This window comes from Wolbachia endosymbiont of Onchocerca ochengi (genome assembly GCF_000306885.1).
Taxonomy (GTDB): domain Bacteria; phylum Pseudomonadota; class Alphaproteobacteria; order Rickettsiales; family Anaplasmataceae; genus Wolbachia.
In genome coordinates this window covers 844,172-865,645 of record NC_018267.1, presented here as the reverse complement: position 1 = coordinate 865,645, position 21,474 = coordinate 844,172, and the positions used below count along the sequence as shown (strand labels likewise).

17 protein-coding genes and 1 tRNA gene are annotated in these 21,474 nt (G+C 32.5%); 14 read left to right on the top strand and 4 right to left on the bottom strand.

The features are described 5' to 3' along the window. Positions 1-713: 713 nt before the first annotated feature. Positions 714-3,374: a 2-oxoglutarate dehydrogenase E1 component gene (locus WOO_RS03210; protein ID WP_014869243.1), complete on the bottom strand. Its 2,661-nt coding sequence runs from the start codon at positions 3,372-3,374 to the stop codon at positions 714-716. A 579-nt stretch (positions 3,375-3,953) separates the two neighbouring features. Further along, positions 3,954-4,037: a GIY-YIG nuclease family protein gene (locus WOO_RS04210; RefSeq protein WP_410543194.1), complete on the bottom strand. Its 84-nt coding sequence runs from the start codon at positions 4,035-4,037 to the stop codon at positions 3,954-3,956. Positions 4,038-4,601: 564 nt separating this feature from the next. Here WOO_RS04210 and lpdA point away from each other — a divergent pair. Next, on the top strand, positions 4,602-5,987 hold the full coding sequence (gene lpdA, locus WOO_RS03205) for a dihydrolipoyl dehydrogenase (protein WP_014869242.1): 1,386 nt from the start codon (positions 4,602-4,604) through the stop codon (positions 5,985-5,987). Between the two features lie 466 nt (positions 5,988-6,453). Further along, positions 6,454-7,488, top strand: a complete 1,035-nt coding sequence (locus tag WOO_RS03200) for a UDP-N-acetylglucosamine--N-acetylmuramyl-(pentapeptide) pyrophosphoryl-undecaprenol N-acetylglucosamine transferase (RefSeq protein WP_014869241.1) — start codon at positions 6,454-6,456, stop codon at positions 7,486-7,488. Here WOO_RS03200 and gshB read toward each other — a convergent pair. Together gshB and WOO_RS03190 are read right to left on the bottom strand one after the other, a co-directional pair. Beyond that, entirely contained in the window at positions 7,476-8,414 is a 939-nt protein-coding gene (gshB, locus tag WOO_RS03195; protein ID WP_014869240.1) for a glutathione synthase, read from the bottom strand. The two genes, WOO_RS03200 and gshB, sit on opposite strands and share 13 nt — an antisense overlap. A 49-nt stretch (positions 8,415-8,463) precedes the next feature. Then, positions 8,464-9,057: a BON domain-containing protein gene (locus tag WOO_RS03190; protein WP_014869239.1), complete on the bottom strand. Its 594-nt coding sequence runs from the start codon at positions 9,055-9,057 to the stop codon at positions 8,464-8,466. 292 nt (positions 9,058-9,349) lie between these two features. Here WOO_RS03190 and WOO_RS03185 point away from each other — a divergent pair. From WOO_RS03185 to WOO_RS03135, 12 genes are all read left to right on the top strand, one after another. After that, positions 9,350-9,431 (top strand) — tRNA-Leu (locus WOO_RS03185). A gap of 151 nt (positions 9,432-9,582) precedes the next feature. Continuing rightward, complete coding sequence (tig, locus tag WOO_RS03180) at positions 9,583-10,926, top strand: trigger factor (protein ID WP_014869238.1); 1,344 nt, start codon at positions 9,583-9,585, stop codon at positions 10,924-10,926. 10 nt (positions 10,927-10,936) lie between these two features. Further along, on the top strand, positions 10,937-11,536 hold the full coding sequence (clpP, locus tag WOO_RS03175; RefSeq protein ID WP_014869237.1) for an ATP-dependent Clp endopeptidase proteolytic subunit ClpP: 600 nt from the start codon (positions 10,937-10,939) through the stop codon (positions 11,534-11,536). Between the two features lie 11 nt (positions 11,537-11,547). Then, positions 11,548-12,825 carry an ATP-dependent Clp protease ATP-binding subunit ClpX gene (clpX, locus tag WOO_RS03170; protein ID WP_014869236.1) on the top strand — a complete coding sequence of 426 codons (1,278 nt, stop codon included), beginning with the start codon at positions 11,548-11,550 and terminating at the stop codon, positions 12,823-12,825. A 14-nt stretch (positions 12,826-12,839) separates the two neighbouring features. Further along, a complete protein-coding gene (lon, locus tag WOO_RS03165; protein WP_014869235.1) occupies positions 12,840-15,299 on the top strand; it encodes an endopeptidase La in 2,460 nt (819 codons plus the stop codon). Positions 15,300-15,888: 589 nt separating this feature from the next. Then, complete coding sequence (locus WOO_RS03160) at positions 15,889-16,962, top strand: AI-2E family transporter (protein ID WP_014869234.1); 1,074 nt, start codon at positions 15,889-15,891, stop codon at positions 16,960-16,962. Positions 16,963-17,085: 123 nt separating this feature from the next. Further along, entirely contained in the window at positions 17,086-17,730 is a 645-nt protein-coding gene (locus WOO_RS03155; protein WP_044135513.1) for a DnaA ATPase domain-containing protein, read from the top strand. Between the two features lie 580 nt (positions 17,731-18,310). Continuing rightward, entirely contained in the window at positions 18,311-18,811 is a 501-nt protein-coding gene (locus WOO_RS04290; RefSeq protein WP_255325500.1) for a tyrosine-type recombinase/integrase, read from the top strand. A gap of 4 nt (positions 18,812-18,815) precedes the next feature. Further along, positions 18,816-19,040, top strand: coding sequence for a tyrosine-type recombinase/integrase (locus WOO_RS04285; RefSeq protein ID WP_255325499.1), 225 nt, complete (start codon positions 18,816-18,818; stop codon positions 19,038-19,040). Positions 19,041-19,233: 193 nt separating this feature from the next. Next, a complete protein-coding gene (locus WOO_RS03145) occupies positions 19,234-19,839 on the top strand; it encodes a lysophospholipid acyltransferase family protein (RefSeq protein WP_232500365.1) in 606 nt (201 codons plus the stop codon). 29 nt (positions 19,840-19,868) lie between these two features. After that, the gene (gene rpsT / locus WOO_RS03140; RefSeq protein WP_014869231.1) at positions 19,869-20,138 is read left to right on the top strand and encodes a 30S ribosomal protein S20; all 270 of its coding nucleotides are present in this window, start codon (positions 19,869-19,871) and stop codon (positions 20,136-20,138) included. 78 nt (positions 20,139-20,216) lie between these two features. Then, a complete protein-coding gene (locus WOO_RS03135) occupies positions 20,217-21,467 on the top strand; it encodes a citrate synthase (RefSeq protein ID WP_014869230.1) in 1,251 nt (416 codons plus the stop codon). Positions 21,468-21,474: the final 7 nt, after the last annotated feature.

The window sequence follows — 21,474 nt, the reverse complement described above, 5'->3', positions numbered from 1 at the left end:
TTATAATTTGCTACAAAACTTTATTTTTTTGTTTGAGAGTACAAGTAAGCTTAAGTGTGTAAACGATAGTAAGCAACAGCAGTTTTAGTATCAATCTAGGTAGCTGTAATTTAGTTACTTATTACGTAGATGTAGGATGTTCCAAAGTTGTAGTGCTTATACACCTCTCCTTTAGTCGCATTACTTCAACTTTATCTTTATGAGACAGATATGTTTCATTTATAGAATTAGATTTCCAGAAAATATATCTTATAGTTTTACTAGAGAGCTAGAATTTTCTACTTACTGACGTGCACAACTTATAATGGTTGTGAACAGCGCAATATCAATTGGTTTCGTTCATAAAAATTAGAATAGGAGAAAGTAAAAAGCTTCTTGTTAACTGATTTAAAACCTTATGCTAATGAAAAAGATAAATAAGCACATATGTGCATAATTAAGAAAATATATACATGATGCAGTAAAGATCCGCTTAAATGGTGAAAAAAAAGCGAATATTTAGTAAGTTACTCGTGAGGTAAGTAAACTTACCAGTAAAAGGGAACAATAATCACTGCAAGCTGTGAATTTTTGGATACCTATATGCTTTGTGATACAGACGACTATTTAGATGTTTTCTATTGATAATTATTATAGTAATAGCGAAGTAATGTTCCTTTTATGAAATTGAAATCTAGATAGCTTTCTCATTAGTACTTTGAAAGCAGCAAATACTACTTGATAACTTGCTTTAAAATTTCCTCTTGTTGCTGAATATGAACATTAACATAACCGCATGCAGGAGATGCAGCAGCAGGTCTTGCTATACACTTAGGTCTTTTTGCTTGAACATCGAGATTGAGCAATACTTCTTCTATCAACGGATTAACAAAAAACCACCCTCCCATGTTTTTTGGTTCTTCCTGACACCATACAACTTCAGCGTTTTTATATTTTCCAAGCTCGTTGCTTAGTTTATTAGCAGGAAATGGATAAAATTGCTCTAATCGTATTATTACTATATCATTTATTTTTTGTATCTCACATGCTTCAATTATATCGTAATAAACTTTACCACTGCATATTATGGCTTTGCGTATTTTGTCATCTGAAACTAAGCTTACTCTATATTCCGGAGTTACCGTGAGAAATCTTCCTTCAAAGTCAGATAGGTGAGAAACTGCTCTTTTGTGACGTAATAACGATTTAGGTGTAAACACTACTAAAGGCTTACGGAAGTCTCGATGGATCTGTCTGCGCAAAACATGAAAGTAATTTGCCGGAGTAGAGCAATTAACTACTTGCATATTATCTTCTGCACAGAGCTGCAAAAACCTCTCTATACGCGCAGAGCTGTGTTCAGGTCCTTGCCCTTCATAACCATGAGGCAAAAGTAGAACTAGACCGCTGGATCGCAACCACTTTGTTTCTGCTGACGCAATAAACTGGTCGATTATAATTTGCGCACCATTTGCGAAATCACCGAACTGTCCTTCCCAGAGCACCAATGAATACGGGGAGTCAAGACTATATCCATATTCAAAGCCCATTACAGCATACTCTGATAAAGTGCTATCTATAACCTCAAAGTGAGCCTGTTCTTTGTTTATATCATTCAATGGAGTAAACACCTCTTCTGTTACCTGATCAACGAGTTTTGAATGACGATGTGAAAAAGTTCCACGACCAGAATCTTGTCCTGACAAACGCACTTCTATTCCTTCTGTAAGTAGTGATGCAAATGCAAGGCTTTCAGCTGTTGCCCAATCTATATTACTACCAGAACTTATGCTGTCTATTCTGCTATCGAGTATTTTTTTAACTTTATTATTAATGTTAAAACTATTTGGTATATTGCTATTTATATGTACACCTAGTTTTTTTAGCTTATCTGATGGTACACCAGAATCTGTATAGTATTCGTTTAAATCATTTAGCCTTGCTTTTCTAAGTTTTGACCACAATCCACCGAACCAATCAGCTTTCTTTGGAGTATAAATCGCTGATTCAGTGAGGCTTTTATCTAATTTTGCCCTAAATTCGCTACGTAGTTTGTTTACTTCATCACTATTTAGCACTCTTTCTGCAGTTAACTTCTCTTCATACAGCGTTCCTGGAGTTTTATGCTTTGATATTACCTTGTACATGAGAGGCTGAGTGAGATTTGGTTCATCACCTTCATTGTGACCATGTTTACGGTAACATATTATGTCGATCACCACATCTTTTTTAAACTTTTGCCTATATTCCATCGCTAGATTTGTGACAAAACTTACAGCTTCTGGATTATCTCCACTTACGTGGAATACTGGTACTTCTATTGATTTTGCCATGTCAGTACAATAAAAAGATGACCGTGCGCAGGATGGATTGGCAGTAAACCCAACTTGGTTATTAATGACAATATGCACGATTCCATCCACTTTATAACCTTTAATATTACTCAAGGCCAAGGTCTCAACAACCACTCCTTGACCTGCGAAAGCTGCATCACCATGAATTGATACCCCGAGCACAGACTTCGTTTTTTGTTTAGCTCTCACTCTTCCAACCAGAACTGGATTTACTGCTTCGAGGTGAGATGGGTTAGGGCATAGACTCAAGTGTATTTTCTTGCCATTAGCAAGTATGCGATCAGATGAGTAACCGAGATGATATTTGACATCACCAGACATCTTAAGGCCACTTGGATATGCAAGATTGCCTTGAAATTCAGATAGCATTGCTGCATATTCTTTCCCAATAACTTTGGTTAAAACGTTGATTCGTCCGCGGTGAGCCATACCAAAAACTATTTCTTCAATCCCAAAAGCTATGGAATTACCAATGATCTTTTCTATTGCGACAATAACTGATTCTCCACCTTCAATAGAGAAACGCTTATGTCCAGGGAATTTTGTATGAAGAAACTGCTCGAACATCTCAGATTCAATCAAGTGCCTCAGTATCTCCTTTTTATCTTGCGAGCTTAGTGTATAAACCTGATTTTCAATTTTTTCCTGCAGCCACATTCTCTCCTTGTAAGAGGAAATATGCATAAATTCAAAACCAATATTTTTACAGTAAATATCTCTATAAACTCTAGTATCACGTGTTGGAGAGAAATTTGAATATTTCTGGTAATCTATTTCCTCATTCACGTTTGGTGATAAAGGATTGAGGTCTGAAAAAAAATGACCGTAAGATCTGAAAAAATTTACTGAATTGGAAACTGAGTCATCTGCTTTAATCAGATGTTGTATACTACAGCACTTATCAACTTCTAAGTTAACTAAGAAGGTTCTGTACCAATCTTCCCCGATTGATTTATCACCTTGCAAGTAACGGCTATACATTTCCTCCACAAATTTCATATTATCACTGTAAAGGTAAGAATTGTTTTTAAAATTTGGCATAATTATATAAAAGATATCAAGTGTTTATAAGTATAACTTAGGTTTTTTAAAAAAGAACTTTTTTTGACACCTATGAGTTAAATCAGTATATCATAAATTTCTTAAGGATTACCTTCAGCATTTAACTTAACAATTTTTTTAGTAATAACTTCAGTAAATTCAGAAAAGGCTCTTTTTTTGTGTGAAAATGTAACCTTTATAGTGCCAGCAATGAAAAAACATTAAGAACTGCATAAACACTGCCTAGTATAAAGCGTTAAAGAAAATGCATGATAATATATCTTATACTTAAGGTAGTGAAAACCACCGTAAAACAGCGACAGACACTACAGTCTTCTATTACTTGATTACGCAGGTAGCATTTCTCAATAATACTATATTGTGCTAGCAACACTTTAACTTTATTATTTTTGAAAAATACAGAAACTGACCCTATTAAGCCACCTTTATCATAATCATAAACCTTTTCTTTTTAGTAGTTTTTCTTTATTAAAAGCTGAGTTCATGTTTTTGAAATTTTTTAAAGCAAACTAATTTTACACACCATACTTCAATATCAAGCTAGAAATGACCTTGTTCTTATGTTCCAAAACTTCGTTTAACTAAATTCAACGTGATACCTATGTATAGAACTCTATTGTGTTTACTTAGAAGTATATAAATATAGTAGCTTTTTATGCTATACCCCTCTCAGCTTCAGCTACTTAAGTGGTTTCATAAGAACAACTGGAATAGCGTCATAGAAGTGCTGATATGACACCTTATTAGTAGGGATTGATTTTGTAATTTCAACGTTTATATAATTATTAACTATATATATTAAGAGATTTATTAAATAAAGAAAGAAGATAAGAGAAATCTCGTAATAGTTAATTATTTTCTAATCTTGTAATCTGATGTTCTATACTGTCTTAACTACTTTATAAGTATGCTTCAAATTATATAATAAAATCCTGAAACTAGATATAAAGTATATATAGCATATAAAATTAGATGTAAGACACAGCTATGTAATACTTTCGTTGTTCAATTTATTCAGATTAAAGATAACTAAATGCTCTTGTTATCATGATAAAGAGACTGGCGGAGTTTATTTCAGCAGTTTTTAATTCTGCTCTTATAACTGAAGGAATCTGAATACTAATTAGTTATTTGGACGGTAGAAAGTGACGCCATTGATTACACTGGTTTCATCTGCTATACATAATCTTTGAATATGAAAAAACAGTGGATGAATATGATATAGCAGTTGTAGGTGGTGGCCCTGGCGGCTATATAGCGGCAATTAGAGCGGTGCAGCTTGGGTTTAAAACTGCAGTTATTGAAAAAGAAAAAAATTTAGGTGGTATATGCTTAAATTGGGGATGTATACCGACAAAATCGTTACTTAGGGCATCCGAAGCCTATAGGCTCATAAAAAGAGCGGAGGAATTTGGTATAAAAGTGAAGGATGTGAGTTTTGATATACAATCAATAGTGAAATACTCAAAAAATATTGTTGATAAACTGTCGAGCGGTATTGCATATTTAATGAGAAAAAATAATATAAAAGTCTATCAGGGTTTTGGTAAACTTGTAGGTAATCGTACTATAAAGATTTCTAGTGGTGATGGAGAACACAAGATTTCTTCTAAGCGTATTATTTTAGCAACAGGTGTAAGAGCACGAAATCTGCCTGGAGTAGAAGTAGATGGAGACTTAATATGGAATGCTCAGCATGCTATAGCTCTAGACAAGTTACCAAAATCGTTGTTAATTATAGGATCTGGTGCAATTGGGATAGAATTTGCGAGTTTCTGTAGTACTTTAGGAGTTGATGTCTCAATTATAGAAGTAAAAAACACTATTTTACCGTTAGAAGATAAGGATATTTCAGGTTTAGCACAAGAAATATTTATGAGACAGGGAATAAAAATATATACAAACAATAGTGTAAAGACTATAACTAAAAATAAAGGCTCTGTTCAAGTGCAGCTAAGTAGCGGTAAAAACAAAGAATTCGATAGAGTAATTGTTGCAGTTGGCGTTCAGGCAAATACTGAAAATATAGGTTTAGAGAATACAAAAGTTAAATTAAGTTCTTCTGGCTTTATTGAAACAAATGAATGGTATGAAACGTGTGAACCGAATGTATATGCAATAGGTGATGTAGCTGGCCCGCCATGTCTAGCGCATAAAGCAAGTCGTGAAGCTATGGTCTGCGTTGAGAAGATTGCTGGTAAAGATGTCCACGTATTAAAAAAAGAGTGCGTACCAAATTGTACTTACTCTTATCCGCAAATAGCGAGTGTTGGTCTAACTGAAGAACAAGCAATCAAAGATGGATATGATATAAAGATAGGAAAATTTCATTCTGATTTTAGTAGTAAATCTATTGTGCTCGGTGAGACTGATGGGTTAGTGAAAACAGTGATAGATAAAAGAACAGGTGAGCTCCTTGGAGCTCACCTGTTAGGAGCAGAAGTAACAGAGTTAATTAGCAGTTTTGTCCTTGCAAAGCAGATAGAAGTAACAGATCTTGATATAAAATCTACGATTTTTCCTCACCCAACTATTTCGGAAATGATGCATGAGTCAGTACTTGCTGCAGATAATGAGTCGCTGAATAGTTGAGTTAACGTTCTGTTGCTTTAAAGGTGAAAGTCCTTGAACGAAAGATTTTTATGTACTTTAGTTATGACTGATTGATTATCAGAATTAGATCTCTATCGTCTTTCTTTTAGCTCTTTAGCTATGCTAGTTTCACTTTAAGCTTTATCTTTAGATTAAGATATTCCTGAGCTTTTTCCTGTATTATCTAAATCTTGTTACTCCAGTTAGTGTTTTCCATTTTTATTACGCTGTTCTTACTGAGTAGATCAACATCTAAATTAAAGATACTTTTATTGTGTTTTTAGCAATCCGATAAATCTTCTCCGTTTTGTCTTCTATTCTTGAGGTTTACTTTTTTGTTAATTTCTTTTTTACTATTGTTGCTAAGTACTTTTCTTCCTATTTTTCTATTATAAAGCCTAATAAAATTCTACGTGCAAATTATTAAATAATAGTTAATAATCTAGTATCAATGTACTATACACAGATGGATGTTATCCTCGCAACAGGCGGAACAGGTGGACACATTTTCCCGGCTATGACCTTGGCGAAAGCACTAAAATTGCAAGGGTACAGTTGTATATTGTTTACTAATAAAAAAATAGATAAAAATACAGATATAGAAAGCTATACCCTGCCATTATGTAGGCCAAGTAATAATAGATTTAAATTTTTCTTTTTGTTAACATATAGCTTTGTGCTAGCACTGTATCAAATGAAAAAACTAAAGCCAAAGCTAGTTGTTGGTTTTGGTAGCTATGCCTCTTTTCCAACTCTTCTTGCTGCAAAAATTCTCTCTATACCTATAATTTTACATGAACAAAATACAGTTTTAGGAAGAGTAAATAGATTTTTTCTCAATGGTGCAGAGTTGATCGCAACTAGCTTTCCGGAAACTAAATATGTAGAGAACAATAGATGTATTTTTACAGGAAATTTTGTTTATATAAAAGCGCAGGGCTATTATCACATTCATTCTGAAGAGAACTTGAATATATTAGTGATAGCAGCTAGTCAGGGTGCAAGTTTTTTTGATGATGTAATAAGTGACGTAGTTTGTAATTTGCCTATTAAAGTGAAAGAGAAGCTTAGAGTAACGCAGCAATGTACGAAAAAAAATATCAGTAAGGTCAAAGACTTGTACGAAAGTGAAAAAGTCAGTAATGAGTTAAGTGAGTTTTTCGATGACATAGAAAGTAGATTAGCAAGTACTCATTTGGTAATTAGCAGAGCAGGGGCAACTTCAATAGCAGAGATCACTCTTGCTAAGCGTCCTGCTATATATATTCCTTACCCCTACTCAAAAGATGGTCATCAATTTTACAACGCAAAATATATTGAGAATTTAGGAGCAGCTGTGATAATTGAGCAAGATAGTGAAACGAAAAGAAATCTAAGAGAGTTACTAGTTGATTTATTAGGAAATTCTCAAAAATTGAGTGATATGGCTAATAATACTAAAAAAGCAAGAATAAAAAATGGAGTTGATGAATTTATTAAGATAATAGCTCAAAGATTTTGATGACGAGTATGGATGCTTGCTTTTTCTTCAAATGTATCCCATAGTTTTTTTTCTAATGCTATATTATATAGCTTATTGATGTAAACTACGCCTGTAGGTGAGGTTGTGTTAATTTCAAGGAGAAAATTATCTATAATGTCAATGCCAACGAATATTAACCCTCTTTTCTTTAGTTCAGGGCCAATTTTATTACAAATTTCATTATCTCTGTCACTCATTTCAGCTGGTAGAAAACTTGCTCCAAGTTGTAAGTTTGTTCTGATTTCTTCACTGACTCTTGGGACTCGTTTCATTGCTCCAATTGGTTCGCCATCCAGTAATAATATTCTTTTATCTTTATCTATATTCTTACAAAATGCTTGCGCAATTATAGGGCATTTATATTTTGAAATCATTAGTTCCAGTATTATTTGAATATTACTTTCATCTCTTACTCTCATTACGTCGTTTCCTCCATAGCTATACAATGGCTTCAGAACAATATTTTTGTCATGATTATGGTAAAAATTCCTAATCATTGATGTATTTTCAGTGATTAAAGTCGGCAAAGTTAATTCTGGAAATAATGAGGTGATTAATTTTTCAGGACAATTTCTTATCTCTGTTGGATTGTTTATTACTAAAGCACTGGCTTTCTCTAAAATATAAGTGGTTGTAATGTAACGCATATCAAAAGGTGGATTCTGTCTAATAAATATGATTTCTATTTCATTTAAGTTAATTATTACGTCTTTTCTAGAGGTAAAACCAGAATCATCAGCACTAACTTTCTGAGCAAGAGCGATTGGCTGGTTTAGATTTAATGCTAAATTATTAGGAACATAAATGAAAATTTCGTGCTTTCTCCTTTGTGCTTCCTTTATTAGTGCAAATGTAGTATCAGTTTCAAAGTTTATATTTTCATCCATTTGAAAAGCAACTCTCATTTATATATTTTTTTTAAAATAAAACTACCATTTAAAAACTAAGCTTCCATTAACGTCGTAACTTGCTATGTCTATGACGTACATAACTTACAACTTGCTTTACTCCTTTAACTTTTCTTGCAATTGCTATTACGGCTTTTAGTTCTGCTTTATTCTGAGCTATACCCATTAAATAAACAGTTCCATCAACTGTGTTAACACTGTAATTAATTGATTTGATATTTCTTTTCCCTAAAAACCTTGTTCTTATTTCTGCTGTTATCATACCATCTATAATAGAGTCAAGTATGGAAATTGTTTGAATTGGTGTTACCCTTATTTCATTTATTACCTCTTTAACTTCTTTTTCCTGCCAAGCTATTTTTTCTGCTGTAAGTTGTTTTTCGGGCGTATCGACATTCCCAATAAGCAGTACTCTTCCTTCACTTACTTTAACTTTTATAGGTGAAAATAATCCATGCTTTAAGAGCTCCTTATTGATTCTGATTATTATAGTTGTATCGTCGACAATATTTCCTAAAGATTTATCTTGCATTGCTACTGCTGTCGCTGTAGTAGCTACTACACCACTTATTATAAGGGTTGTGCATCCACTTTGTGTAATCAGAAAGATTGCAAGTAAAAAATTTGCTATCAGTCTCATTATTGATTTTCAGGGTTTAGAGTTTTTGTTAAAAGATATTAATAAGCTTTTTTGATTATGTAAATACCATAATTGAGTAAGATTTTAGATCTTGAGTATTTTAATGTAGTACTATAATGTTAGTTTGAAGTAATTTAGGTTTGCTTAAGTAGATTGATAAGTGGAATTGATTAGAGTATTATAAGGTCGTTATTCTAACTTTGTGACACTGGGTATAATCTTCAAGATGAGTTCTATCATAAGGTAATAGAAATAGATTTGTGGTGTAGCTATAAGTTACTGGAAAATTTTTGCGGATATGGCGGAATTGGTAGACGTGCCAGGTTTAGGTCTTGGTGATCTTGTTCATGGGGGTTCAAGTCCCTCTATCCGCACTTACATAACTTAGATTCTAAAAAAAGTTTATAATCACTAAATATGCTTTTGTTTCTATAAAAAATCTGTTCTTAAAGATTGTATTTAACTTAAATCCTGATAAAATAACTTTGTTAAGGTGTGAATTAAAATACTTGTAAGTAGGTTATAATGTCTAATAGTATACCTCAAAGTACAGTTAAAATAGGTGTATCAGATAGTATTTATACTTATAGAGAATTAGGTATAGATAAACTTAAGCATGAGTATGAAATTACGGTAAGTAGTGATTGTATAAGACAGAAAATGGGTTTTAGATTACAAGAAATAGCTAAAAGTGCAAAATTGCCTGGATTTCGGTCTGGCAAGATGCCTTATGATCTCGTTGTTACGAATTATAAAAGCGAAGCTTTAGAATATGTAGTAAACAATACGATTGACTATTGCTCTACTGATTTGATGGAAAAAATTGGAGTTAAATCTCATGTTTATCCTAAAATTGATATTATATCATTACCAAATCTAGACAAAAAAGATGAAAAGGACAGTTTTGTATATAAACTATCTTTTGAGTCAATGCCAGAGGTACCATTGATAGATCTTGATAAAATAAATTTGAAGAGAATTGAGGCAAAAATCGAAGAGGAAGACATAAGAGAATTTATTGCCTCTATAAAGGCAAAATTTCCTGATTTTGTCTCTGTTAATGATGTTTCTTATCAGGCAAAAAATGGAGATAAATTAATAATTGACTTTAAAGGGCGAATTAGAAATAAGCTTTTTAGAGGTGGAAGTGATAAGAACTTTAAGGTGATTTTAGGTTCCGGAACATTTATTAATGGTTTTGAGGATCAATTGATTGGTATGAGAAAAGGAGAAACAAAAAGCTTTAAGTTAAAATTTCCTGAAGATTACCAAGTAATTTCTCTTGCAGGACAGGAAAGTAATTTTTCTGTTCTAGTTAATGATATTCAAATTATTCGAGGTTTTAGAAGTAATGATGAAATAGCTAAAAAAATGGGTTTTGAAAATTATTCGTTACTAAAAAAATATGCTAAAAAAGTAATTAGTGATCAGTGTAAAGAGATGGGAGATCTATTGATTAAAAAAGAGCTGTTTGATTGTTTAGATGCTGGTTATAGCTTCGGGTTACCTACGGAAGTGGTGAAACAGGAACAACAGAGAGTAAAAAAGGAATTGGACTCTGGGGACGATTCTTGTAAAGAGGCTGAAAGGCGTGTAAAGCTTGCAGTGTTATTTATGAAGTTTAGTACAGAACATAAAATATCGTTAACTCAGAATGATATTCTGAATGTTGTTATGAATCAGTATGTTAATAAAAATATGCCGTTTGATAAAATAGTGAAGCATTTTAGGTCAAACAGGCAGTTTCAATGGTTGGTTAAAGGACAAGCTCTTGAGCATAAAGTTACAGATTATATAATGGAAAAGGTTAATAAAAAAGAGCAAGTTGTTTCTGTAAAAGAATTAAAGGAATTGTTTGATAATATCTAGTGAGAAGGGTATGACTCTTATACCAATTGTAATTGAACAAACTAGTCGTGGTGAGCGTGCTTATGACATATATTCGAGATTAGTGAAAGAAAGAATAATTTTTGTGACTGGGCCTATTGAAGACAGCATGGCTAGTGTAATAGTGGCACAGCTTTTATTTTTGGAGTCAGAAAACCCTGACAAGGATATTTATATGTATATTAACTCGCCAGGTGGTATTGTAACTGCTGGTTTATCGATCTATGATACAATGCAGTATATAAAGCCTGATGTTTCGACTTTGTGTATAGGTCAAGCTGCATCTATGGGTTCTTTACTACTTGCAGCTGGTACAAAAGGTAAGCGTTATTCTTTGCCACATTCAAGAATTATGATACATCAACCATCTGGTGGTTATCAGGGTCAAGCAACCGACATAGAAATACATGCTAATGAGATTCTACGAGTTAAGAAGAAGCTGAATCAGATCTATGAAAAACATACTGGAAATTCACTAAAGAAAATTGAAGAAATGATGGAGAGAGATAAATTCATGGATTCTGAAGAAGCCAAGAAAATTGGATTGGTTGATAAAGTAATGGCTGAGCGTGAAGATATTAAAGTTGAGTAGAGGGTGAATTAATGGATTATAATAATAATTTACACCGTTGTTCTTTTTGTAATAAAGCACAAAATGAAGTAGATAAATTAATTACTAATTCTTCAGATGGCTTAAAAGTGTTTATTTGTAATGAGTGCATAGAGTTATCTCATAAGGCAATAAGCCAAAAAAAAGGAGGGCCTTTTAATTCAGATTATATGTCTGATGTGAAGTTATTATTAAAGAAACCTGAGGACATAAAAAATTTTCTTAGCAAACATGTTGTGGGTCAAGAGCATGCACAACATGTTTTGTCTGTGGCTATGTATAACCATTGTCAATCCATGGCACAAATTCACTCTATAAGTGACATTGAGATTGAGAAATCGAATGTAATGCTCATTGGTCCCACTGGTTCTGGTAAAACTTTGTTAGCTAAGACACTTGCTAAAGTCTCGGATGTGCCGTTTGCTATGGCTGATGCGACAACTTTAACGGAAGCAGGTTATGTAGGCGATGATGTAGAAAGTGTGTTGTCACGTTTGTTGCAAGCTGCAAACTATGATGTTACAAAAGCGCAGCGTGGTATAGTATTTATAGATGAAATAGATAAAATTACAAGGAAATCTGAAAGCACTTCAATAACGCGTGATGTTTCAGGTGAAGGAGTGCAGCAAGCTCTGCTTAAGATTATGGAAGGTACAGTTGCTTATGTTCCACCGCATGGGGGACGTAAACATCCACAACAAGAACTTATACAAGTGGATACTAATAATATATTGTTTATCTGTGGAGGAGCTTTTGAAGGTCTAGATAAAATTATTGAAGCAAGGAAAAGAGGAACATCAGTTGGCTTTGGAGCGGATATCAGTCATTCTAGGGAGCAAAGGAAAAAGAATGTTTTACATGATGTTCAACCTGAAGATTTGATCAAATTTGGTTTAATACCGGAGTTTGTAGGGCGGGTTCAAATAACTGCTGTTTTAGATGAGTTAGATCATGAAGATTTAGTACATGTACTAATAGAGCCAAGAAATGCACTAATAAAACAGTACAAGGCATTACTTGCATTTAGCAAAGTAACCCTTGAGTTTACAGATGAAGCAATATCAGCTATTGCTGAAAAGGCTATGAGTTATAAGACAGGTGCAAGAATGTTGCGTGCTATTTTAGAGTCACTTTTGCTTGATGTTATGTATACAGCTGGAAATGGAGGTCTTGAAGGTAGTACAATAGTGATTACTAAAGAAATGGTAGAGCTAGGAAAAGCAGTGATTAATCGTAGTAATAAAGGTACTATTATAACAGTTAATGATTAGTTTGGGGTAGTGTTATGAGTGTTGAATGTACTGTAGACTCTGTTTTTGTTACATTGCCAGTATTGCCTTTAAGAGATGTAGTAGTTTTTCCAAGTATGATGGTTCCTTTATTTATAGGTAGGGAAAGATCTATCAATGCGTTAGAGTGTGCTATTGATAATAGTAGTCGCCGAAATGAGATTTTCCTTGTGACACAACGAGATGGTTCTATTGATAACCCGGAACCACAAGACCTTTATGAGGTAGGTGTGCTAGCAAATATTGTACAATCATTAATAAGACTACCTGATAATGCAGTAAAGGTTGTAGTTCAAGGAGTAAACAGAGGAAGAGTTTTAGAGTATATCGACTCTCATACTTTATTACAGGCTAAAGTAGAGTTGAGTAGTTACTATGAGTGTGAAGATGATGAAGATAATGTTGATCTAGAGGCTTTGAGGCGCTCTGTTATAAACGCATTTGATAGCTGGTGTAAACTAAATAAGAAAAATCATCCTGAAGTTGTTGTTAGTCCAATTGAACAAATCAAAAAGCTTGATCAGCTTGTAGACACGATAGTTTCGTACTTAAACGTAAAAGCATCAGATAAACAAAGCATACTTGAGACTTATAGTACAGTAGAGCGTTTAAGAAAAACTTTTACTTTTATTGAAAGAGAAATAAGTATTTTGGATGCACAAAACCGTTTGTGTAAAACAATTAAATCACAAGTTGAGAGCACTCAGAAAGCCTACTATCTTAATGAACAATTGAAAGCTATACAGAAAGAACTAGGTGAATTTGAGAATGGAGAAGAAGGAAGCACAGTAAGTGAATTTGAGAAAAAGATAAATGAAACAAAGCTTTCTCAGGAAGCAAAAGAAAAAGCTATGACTGAATTGAAGAGATATAGGAAAATGAACCCTGTTTCTCCTGAAGCTACAGTTATATCTAATTATCTGTATTGGTTGCTTGATCTGCCATGGGGAAAGCATAAAGATATAAAAATTAACTTAAATGCAGCAAAGAAAATCTTAGACGAGAATCATTATGGCATAGAGAAGGTAAAAGATAGGATAATAGAATTTTTAGCAGTATTGAAGAGAGTAAAAGAGATAAAAGGTCCTATACTTTGTCTAGTTGGACCACCTGGCGTTGGTAAAACTTCTTTAGCTAAATCTATAGCAAGAGCGGTAGGTAGGGATTTTGTTCGCATTGCTCTTGGTGGTGTACGTGATGAATCTGAAATACGTGGCCATAGAAAAACATATATTGGTTCTATGCCTGGCAAGATTATCCAACACATGAAAAAAGCTAATTCGTGCAACCCGCTCTTTTTACTTGATGAGATAGATAAAATGGGCTCTGATTCGCGTGACGATCCTGCGTCTGCGTTGCTTGAAGTTTTGGATACAGAACACAATAAGCACTTTACAGACCATTATTTAGAAGTTGAGTTTGATCTTTCAAGTGTAATGTTTGTAGCTACAGCTAACAGCTTAAATTTGCCATATCCTTTGCGTGATAGGATGGAAATTATACAATTGTCTGGTTATACTGAAGATGAAAAGATTAATATTGCTAGATATTATCTGATCCCTAAATTGAAAAAAGAGCACGGTTTACGTCAGAAGGAATGGAGTATAACTGATGATGCACTGTATGAGTTGATACGTTTATACACACGTGAAAGCGGCGTGCGTAGTATGGAAAGGGAGCTTGCGAAGCTTATGAGGAAAGCGGTTAAGAAGATATTAACTGATAAAAGTAGGGAAATATCTGTAAGAGTTGACAATTTACAAGATTATTTAGGAATACGTAAGTATACCTTTGGTATTGCAGAAAATGAGAGTTTAGTAGGTGTGGTAACTGGACTCGCTTATACTGAAACAGGTGGTGATATTTTAATGATAGAGTCAGTTCTGATTCCTGGTAAGGGAGAAATAAAATACACAGGAAAACTTGGAGAGGTGATGCAGGAATCTATAAAAGCTGCATATAGTTATGTTCGTTCAAATTGTCTGTTTTTTGGTATAGAGCCTGAAAAATTTCAAAGTAACGATATACATTTGCATATACCTGAAGGTGCTGTGCCAAAGGATGGGCCTTCTGCTGGTAGCGCAGTATGTACGTCTATTGTTTCTCTTATGACAAGCATACCAGTTGATAAAAGTGTTGCTATGACAGGTGAAGTGACATTACGTGGTAGAGTTTTAGCTATTGGAGGCTTAAGAGAAAAGTTACTTGCAGCACTCAGAGGATCAATTAAGACTGTAGTTATACCTAGCGAAAATGAGAAAGATATACAAGAAATTCCAGCAAAGATTAAGGAAAAGATCAATATAGTTCTTGCCAAGAATATTGATGAGGTCATAAAGGTTGCTTTGATACGACCCACCATTCCAATTGAAGGCAATACTGGAAATAGCACACCATCTTCTTCTATAGAAAATAGAGGCGATAGTTTTCCTGAGTTAAAAACACTAAAGCATTAGGCCTTTGTCTGCATAGCTTTAGCATTCCATAATAAGTTTCAAGTAGCTGTAGAAACAGAACACTAAAAACTCCTTAACAAGTTTTGCTAGCTTTCTTATCATTATAATGAAAGTATCACGTAATCGATATCCTGTTTGATTCCTGGTATTATGTGTACCTTATGTTTTTACAACCTTTCTAAGGTTTTATCTATATAAGCTGAAATGAGCTTTTGAAGCATTTAAGGTAGTATAGAATACCAATTTACAGAATTAGAGAGAGCTACTAAAGGGTCTCACCTGCCTTCTTTTCTAACTTAGTAAGTTTTATAAATATTTATATAACTAAGAGTTAATTATTTTTATTAAAAAAAAGTAGTTATTTATCCTTTTCTAGATTATATAGAAAGTCGATATAATATAACCAAATTGGTTTAGGTTTACTAAATGTGAGAAAACGATATGGTAGCATATAATATTTCAAAGACTTAATCTATTATAATCTTTTTAAAATAGTTCTATGAAACGTAATTGATAATAAATTGCAAAATGCCTTTGAGGTGAGTAAAATAAACCGTGTATTTTTTTATAAATTGACTACGCCAAAAGCATGCAAAAACTTCATATATCTATTTGTCTTGCACTACCTCCTATAATTGGCACGTTATTCTTAGTGTACCCTATGATTTTTCCATGCTTAATATCTATTGTTGTAGCATATTTATTCAATCCGCTAGTAGTAAAGTTTGAAAAGCATAAAATACCGCGCCTATATTCTGTAATTTTTATAATATTTGTGCTACTGCTGGTTCTTGTATTAATTGTTACATTTGTTTTACCTATTATATATGTTCAAATTACTTCGATATTAAATTTTTTAATCAGTAAAGCACCTTTCTTAAACCTTAAAGGTATCTCATCTGCATTAGAGTTTCTTAATATAAAAGTAGGAGATGGTTTGTTTGATCACTTATCTGAAAATCTAGTAAAAAATTGCGGCGATTATATATCTTATTCTATAAACGCTTTTGGTATTATAGGTAATTTTATTGTCCAGGTGTTAAGCTCAAGCTTTAACTTAATTCATGTAGTATCATTGGTAGTAATTATTCCGGTAATGTTTTTCTATATATTGCGTGATTGGCCTCTAATTATAATAAAGATTAGTGAATTAGTTCCTGTTCCTTATAAAGAAAAAGTTGCAGTTTTTTTTTCAAAAGTAGATTTTATTATACTTAATTACCTAAAAGGGCAGGTAAACATATGCGTTGTTATGATGGCCTTTTATTCTATAGGTCTTAGTATAATCGGGTTGAAACATCCTGTTGCTATTGGAATTTTATCAGGAATATTAACATTTATACCTTATATAGGGCCATTAATATATACTATTATTGGGTTTTTGAGTGCTATTGCTCAATTCAGTGGGTGGTTCAAAAGCGCTGCTGTTTTAGCATTATTTAGTGTTGGACAGTTAATAGATGCGAACATACTAATTCCTTTATTAATAGGGAAAAAAGTTCATATATATCCAGCTGTAATTATCCTTGGAGTAACTACATGTGCTTCATATTTTGGGTTGATAGGTATATTACTTTTTATTCCAATAATAGCGATTATTAATGTATCAATAAGATATGCAATAGATATATATCTTCAAAGTGAGTTTTATAAGGGTGGTTAACAGATTTTTTATATAACTTATGATAATGAAGAACATGGACTTTAAAATATTATTTATACATAACAAGAATAAGCAAATTTTAACACAAAACTCACTGTCAGAGGTGTAGGGGTTATGTTTAGTATGCAATTAAATTTATTTAGCAATAATCAAACTGATTATAGTTGGCAAAATTTTATTGTTTTAGGTGAAAATAAGCATGTGTACAATTCAGTAATTGATGATCTGTCTTGGAAATGTATGATTCTCTTTGGACCTAAAGGTTCTGGTAAGACTCATCTTGCTCACATCTGGCGATCGATAAATAATGCAATTTTTATCAATGTAAATAATTTTGTAAATGAGATGAGATATAGCAATGCTTTTATTTTAGAAGATGTACAAAATGTTCAAGATCAAGCAATGTTGTTACATTGTTACAACTATATGAAAGAAAATAACAAAAGACTACTTATTACTTCTTCATCTTCACCAAAAAAACTTAATTTAAAATTAAAAGATTTAAGTTCTCGTGTACTATCAACTACCAGTGTGAAAATTCCACCTGCAAGCGAAGAACTGTTGCGAATTATGTTGGTAAAACGATTTTCAGATAAACAAATGAGGGTTAATTTGAGAGTGATTGATTATATTTTAGCAAGAATAGAACGTTCTTTTCATAGTGTTAATAAAATTATGGAGAGAATAGATAATGAATCTATGGGATCAAATATTACCATTCCTTTTGTTAGTACTTTACTAAAAAAGAGCGATTATCATATATATTAAGAATTTATTAACATCTATGCTCTGTAAATGAGCCACCACTTAATCACATTAGTGCTATAGAAAATTATCATTTTAATATAGATATAATTAGATATGATCAAGGGATAGTTATTATGGTAGTTTATAAGGTATTTTCTATAGATTTGAATGTTATAATTTAACTATGGTAAAAGTAAGATCAAGTCTGAAAAAAAAATTAAGACGAAAGTTTATTGTACTTATAATATTAGTAAATGCTTTATTTATCTCGTATTTCCTAATAAAAAATATGAGTAACATTTCTAATCAAACTGTAGTCAAAGAAATAAATATAGAGGCTAATAATGCAGAGTAAACAGTTGCAGGGTAAAAAAGGAAACCTTTACATAACGTATTATATAGATGCTTTGGTATCAAAAAGATCTGCTATGCAAAATACTTTAGAAAGTTATTGTTCAGATTTACTTTAACTTGAGAGTTTTTTATTTAAAAGTGGTACTACTTTAATTAGTGCAAGCAAAGCTAATATTAAAGATTATGTTAGGTATCTAAGTATACAAAAGAAATATAAAAGTAGTTCTATATAAGAAAAATATCTGTTATGAAAAATTTTTATAAGTGCCTATTTAATGATACAATAATAGACTTCAATCCAGCTCTGGCTAGTGATGATGAATTAAAAAATCCAAGAGTTTCTCGTCCTTTACTAAAGTATTTGAGTGTTGGGGAAATGCTTTTACTAATGAACACAGTCAGAAAATCAGTAAGCAGATCAAATAAAGAGATAAGCAATAGGAGATCATGTACCATTTTAGATATCCTTTACTCTTCTGGTATGCGTATTACTGAACTGATTAATATAAAGTTATGTGAAGTGTTACATTTAGTAAACAATAGTGATAAAGAATGTTACATAATCATAAAAGGAAAAAGTGGTAAAGAAAGGAGAATCCTTTTTAAGGAACAAGCACTAAAAAGCCTTAAAAATTATTTATTAGTTCGTCACAACCTAATACTTGGAGATAAGGAATCTGATTGGTTATTTCCACAGGTAATAAACCCAATAGGCAGATTACAAGCAGAGAATCGGTCAATTAATTAAGGAATTGGCGAGAAAATGTAATATTGATGAAAGTAAAATCTCTCCGCATGTAATTAGGCATTCTTTTGCTACTCATTTACTCGATAGTGGAGCAAGCATTACACTGATACAAAGAGTTCTTGGTCATACTAACCTTTCTACAGCACAAATATATACTCACATTACTAATAAAGAATTGAAAGCTGAATTAGCTGATTTGCATCCTATTACTCAGGTAATCAATAGTTAAACTTGTTGTTTTAAGTTTGTAGTAGAGTTAGACTTAAATAAATTCATCTGGATTTGTGACTTCAAGTTTGTTATTTAATTTTTTTCTTATATTATGGGAGGTGCTTTATACTTTAGTTACTCTTCCCATACTCTTTTTTCCTACACATGTAGTAACTATTTTTCTTACCTTCTCAATAAAGATTGTATTATACATGCTTCGTTTACTATGTGGTGTTGAATATGAAATTAGGGGAATGGAAAACGTTCCAAAGCAGCCCTTCATAATAGCTTCTAAGCATCAATCTCCGTTTGAGACATTTATTTTTATGCTTTTATTTAGAAATGCAGTTTTTGTTTTAAAACGTGAACTGAAATGGATTCCATTTATTGGCTTGCACCTCATGGCACTTGGAATGATTTTTATCAATCGCTCAGATGGTATCAGTTCTATACGCTATATTGTTAAGTTAGCTAAGTTACGTGTGAAAGAAAATAGGAACATAATCATATTTCCTGAAGGCACCAGAACAGTTGCAAAGCAAAAGACGAAATATCAATCAGGGGTAGTTGCTTTATATAGTGTATTATCTGTTCCTGTATTGCCAGTTGCTTTAAATACTGGTTTATTTTGGCCAAAGAGCATACTTTCTATGAGAAAAAATCCTGGAAAGGCAGTAATAGAAATATTGCCTCCAATATATCCTGGATTAAGCAAAGGCGAATTCTTGAAAAATTTAAAAAAAACTATTGAAGGAAAAAGTAGTAAATTGGCCACAAGAAAACTGGTATTGCAAATTACTGAAAAGTATTTACAATAAAAAAAATACAGTGTTTTAGGTCTTAATATATGGCAAATCATAAGAGTGCTAAAAAAATGGTAAAGGTAATAGCAAAACGCACTTTAGTAAATAAAATTCGTAAAAGCAAAACTCGCACTGCTATTAAAAAATTAGTTGATATAATTAAGTCTGGTGATAAAGAAAATGTCATTTTAGCATTTCGAAACGCTGAATCTAATTTGCACAAGTGTGTAAATAAAGGTGTTCTTCATAAGAATACTGCTGCGCGTAAAATAAGTCGCTTGAATGCAAAAGTAAAAGCATTAATGACTGTTTAATGCGATTAATCTAAAGTTAACCAAGTTATATATACTTTTTAGTTTGCATGCTTTATATAAAATTTGATAGACCGGGTTATGGATAAAAAAGCGTTATTAGAATTAAACAATGGGTTAAAGGTTGAGCTACCCATATTAAGTGGAACAATAGGCCCTGATGTGTTAAATATTAAGGATTTATATAAGGCAACAGGGCTATTCACTTATGATCCAGGGTTTATTTCCACATCTTCGTGTTCTTCTGCAATTACATTTATTGATGGAGATAAAGGAGTCCTTAGATATAGGGGACATGATATAGCTGATTTAACAGAGAATAATGATTTTACTGCTGTAATTTATCTATTGCTTTATGGTAAATTACCTAGTTCAAGTCAACACAGAACGTTTCTTCTAAAAATAAAAGAGTTATCTAAAGTGCCGGAACAGGTTATTGATGTAATTAAAGCATTTCCAAAAACTGCTCATCCTATGTCAATTTTGATTGCATGTTTTGCAAGTTTGTCAGCATTGTACTATGAAAAACATGGTACTAATATTAATAATGAAGACCTGAATTTTGGAATCTCTGCAATAGCCCAGATTCCTGTAATTGTTGCAATGATATATAGGTATATAAACGATCAGGCATTTATAAATACCAATAATGAATTAAACTATAGTGAAAATTTCTTGAGGATGATGTTCGGCGATGCTTTTAATAACGATAGGGGCACTCTTTTTGCAAGAGCTCTCGATAAAATATTTACTCTTCATGCTGACCATGAGCAAAATGCTTCTACAACAGCTGTCAGATTAGTAGGATCTGCTGGTTCTAATTTATTAGCGAGTCTATCTGCAGGAGTTGCTACACTTTGGGGACCAGCACATGGTGGTGCTAATGAGGCAACTATAAATATGTTAGAAGAAATAAGACAAAGTGGAGATATAGATAAATTTATTGAAAAAGCTAGAGATGATAAAGATCCATTTAGATTGATGGGGTTTGGACATCGTGTTTATAAAAATTACGATCCACGTGCACGCATATTAAAAGATACTTGTGATGAAATTTTAGATAAGCTTGAACAAAATAATGAACTACTTAAGGTTGCAAAGAGGCTTGGAGAAATGGCTTTAAAGGATGAGTATTTTATTGTGCGTAAGTTGTATCCTAATGTTGATTTTTACTCAGGCATAATAATGAATGCTATTAATATTCCTTCAAATATGTTCACGCCTATTTTTGCCCTTTCAAGAACCACTGGATGGGTTACTCAATGGTATGAAATGATGAGTGACAGGGAAACTAAGGTTTGTAGACCAAGACAACTCTATATCGGTAAATGAACCTATC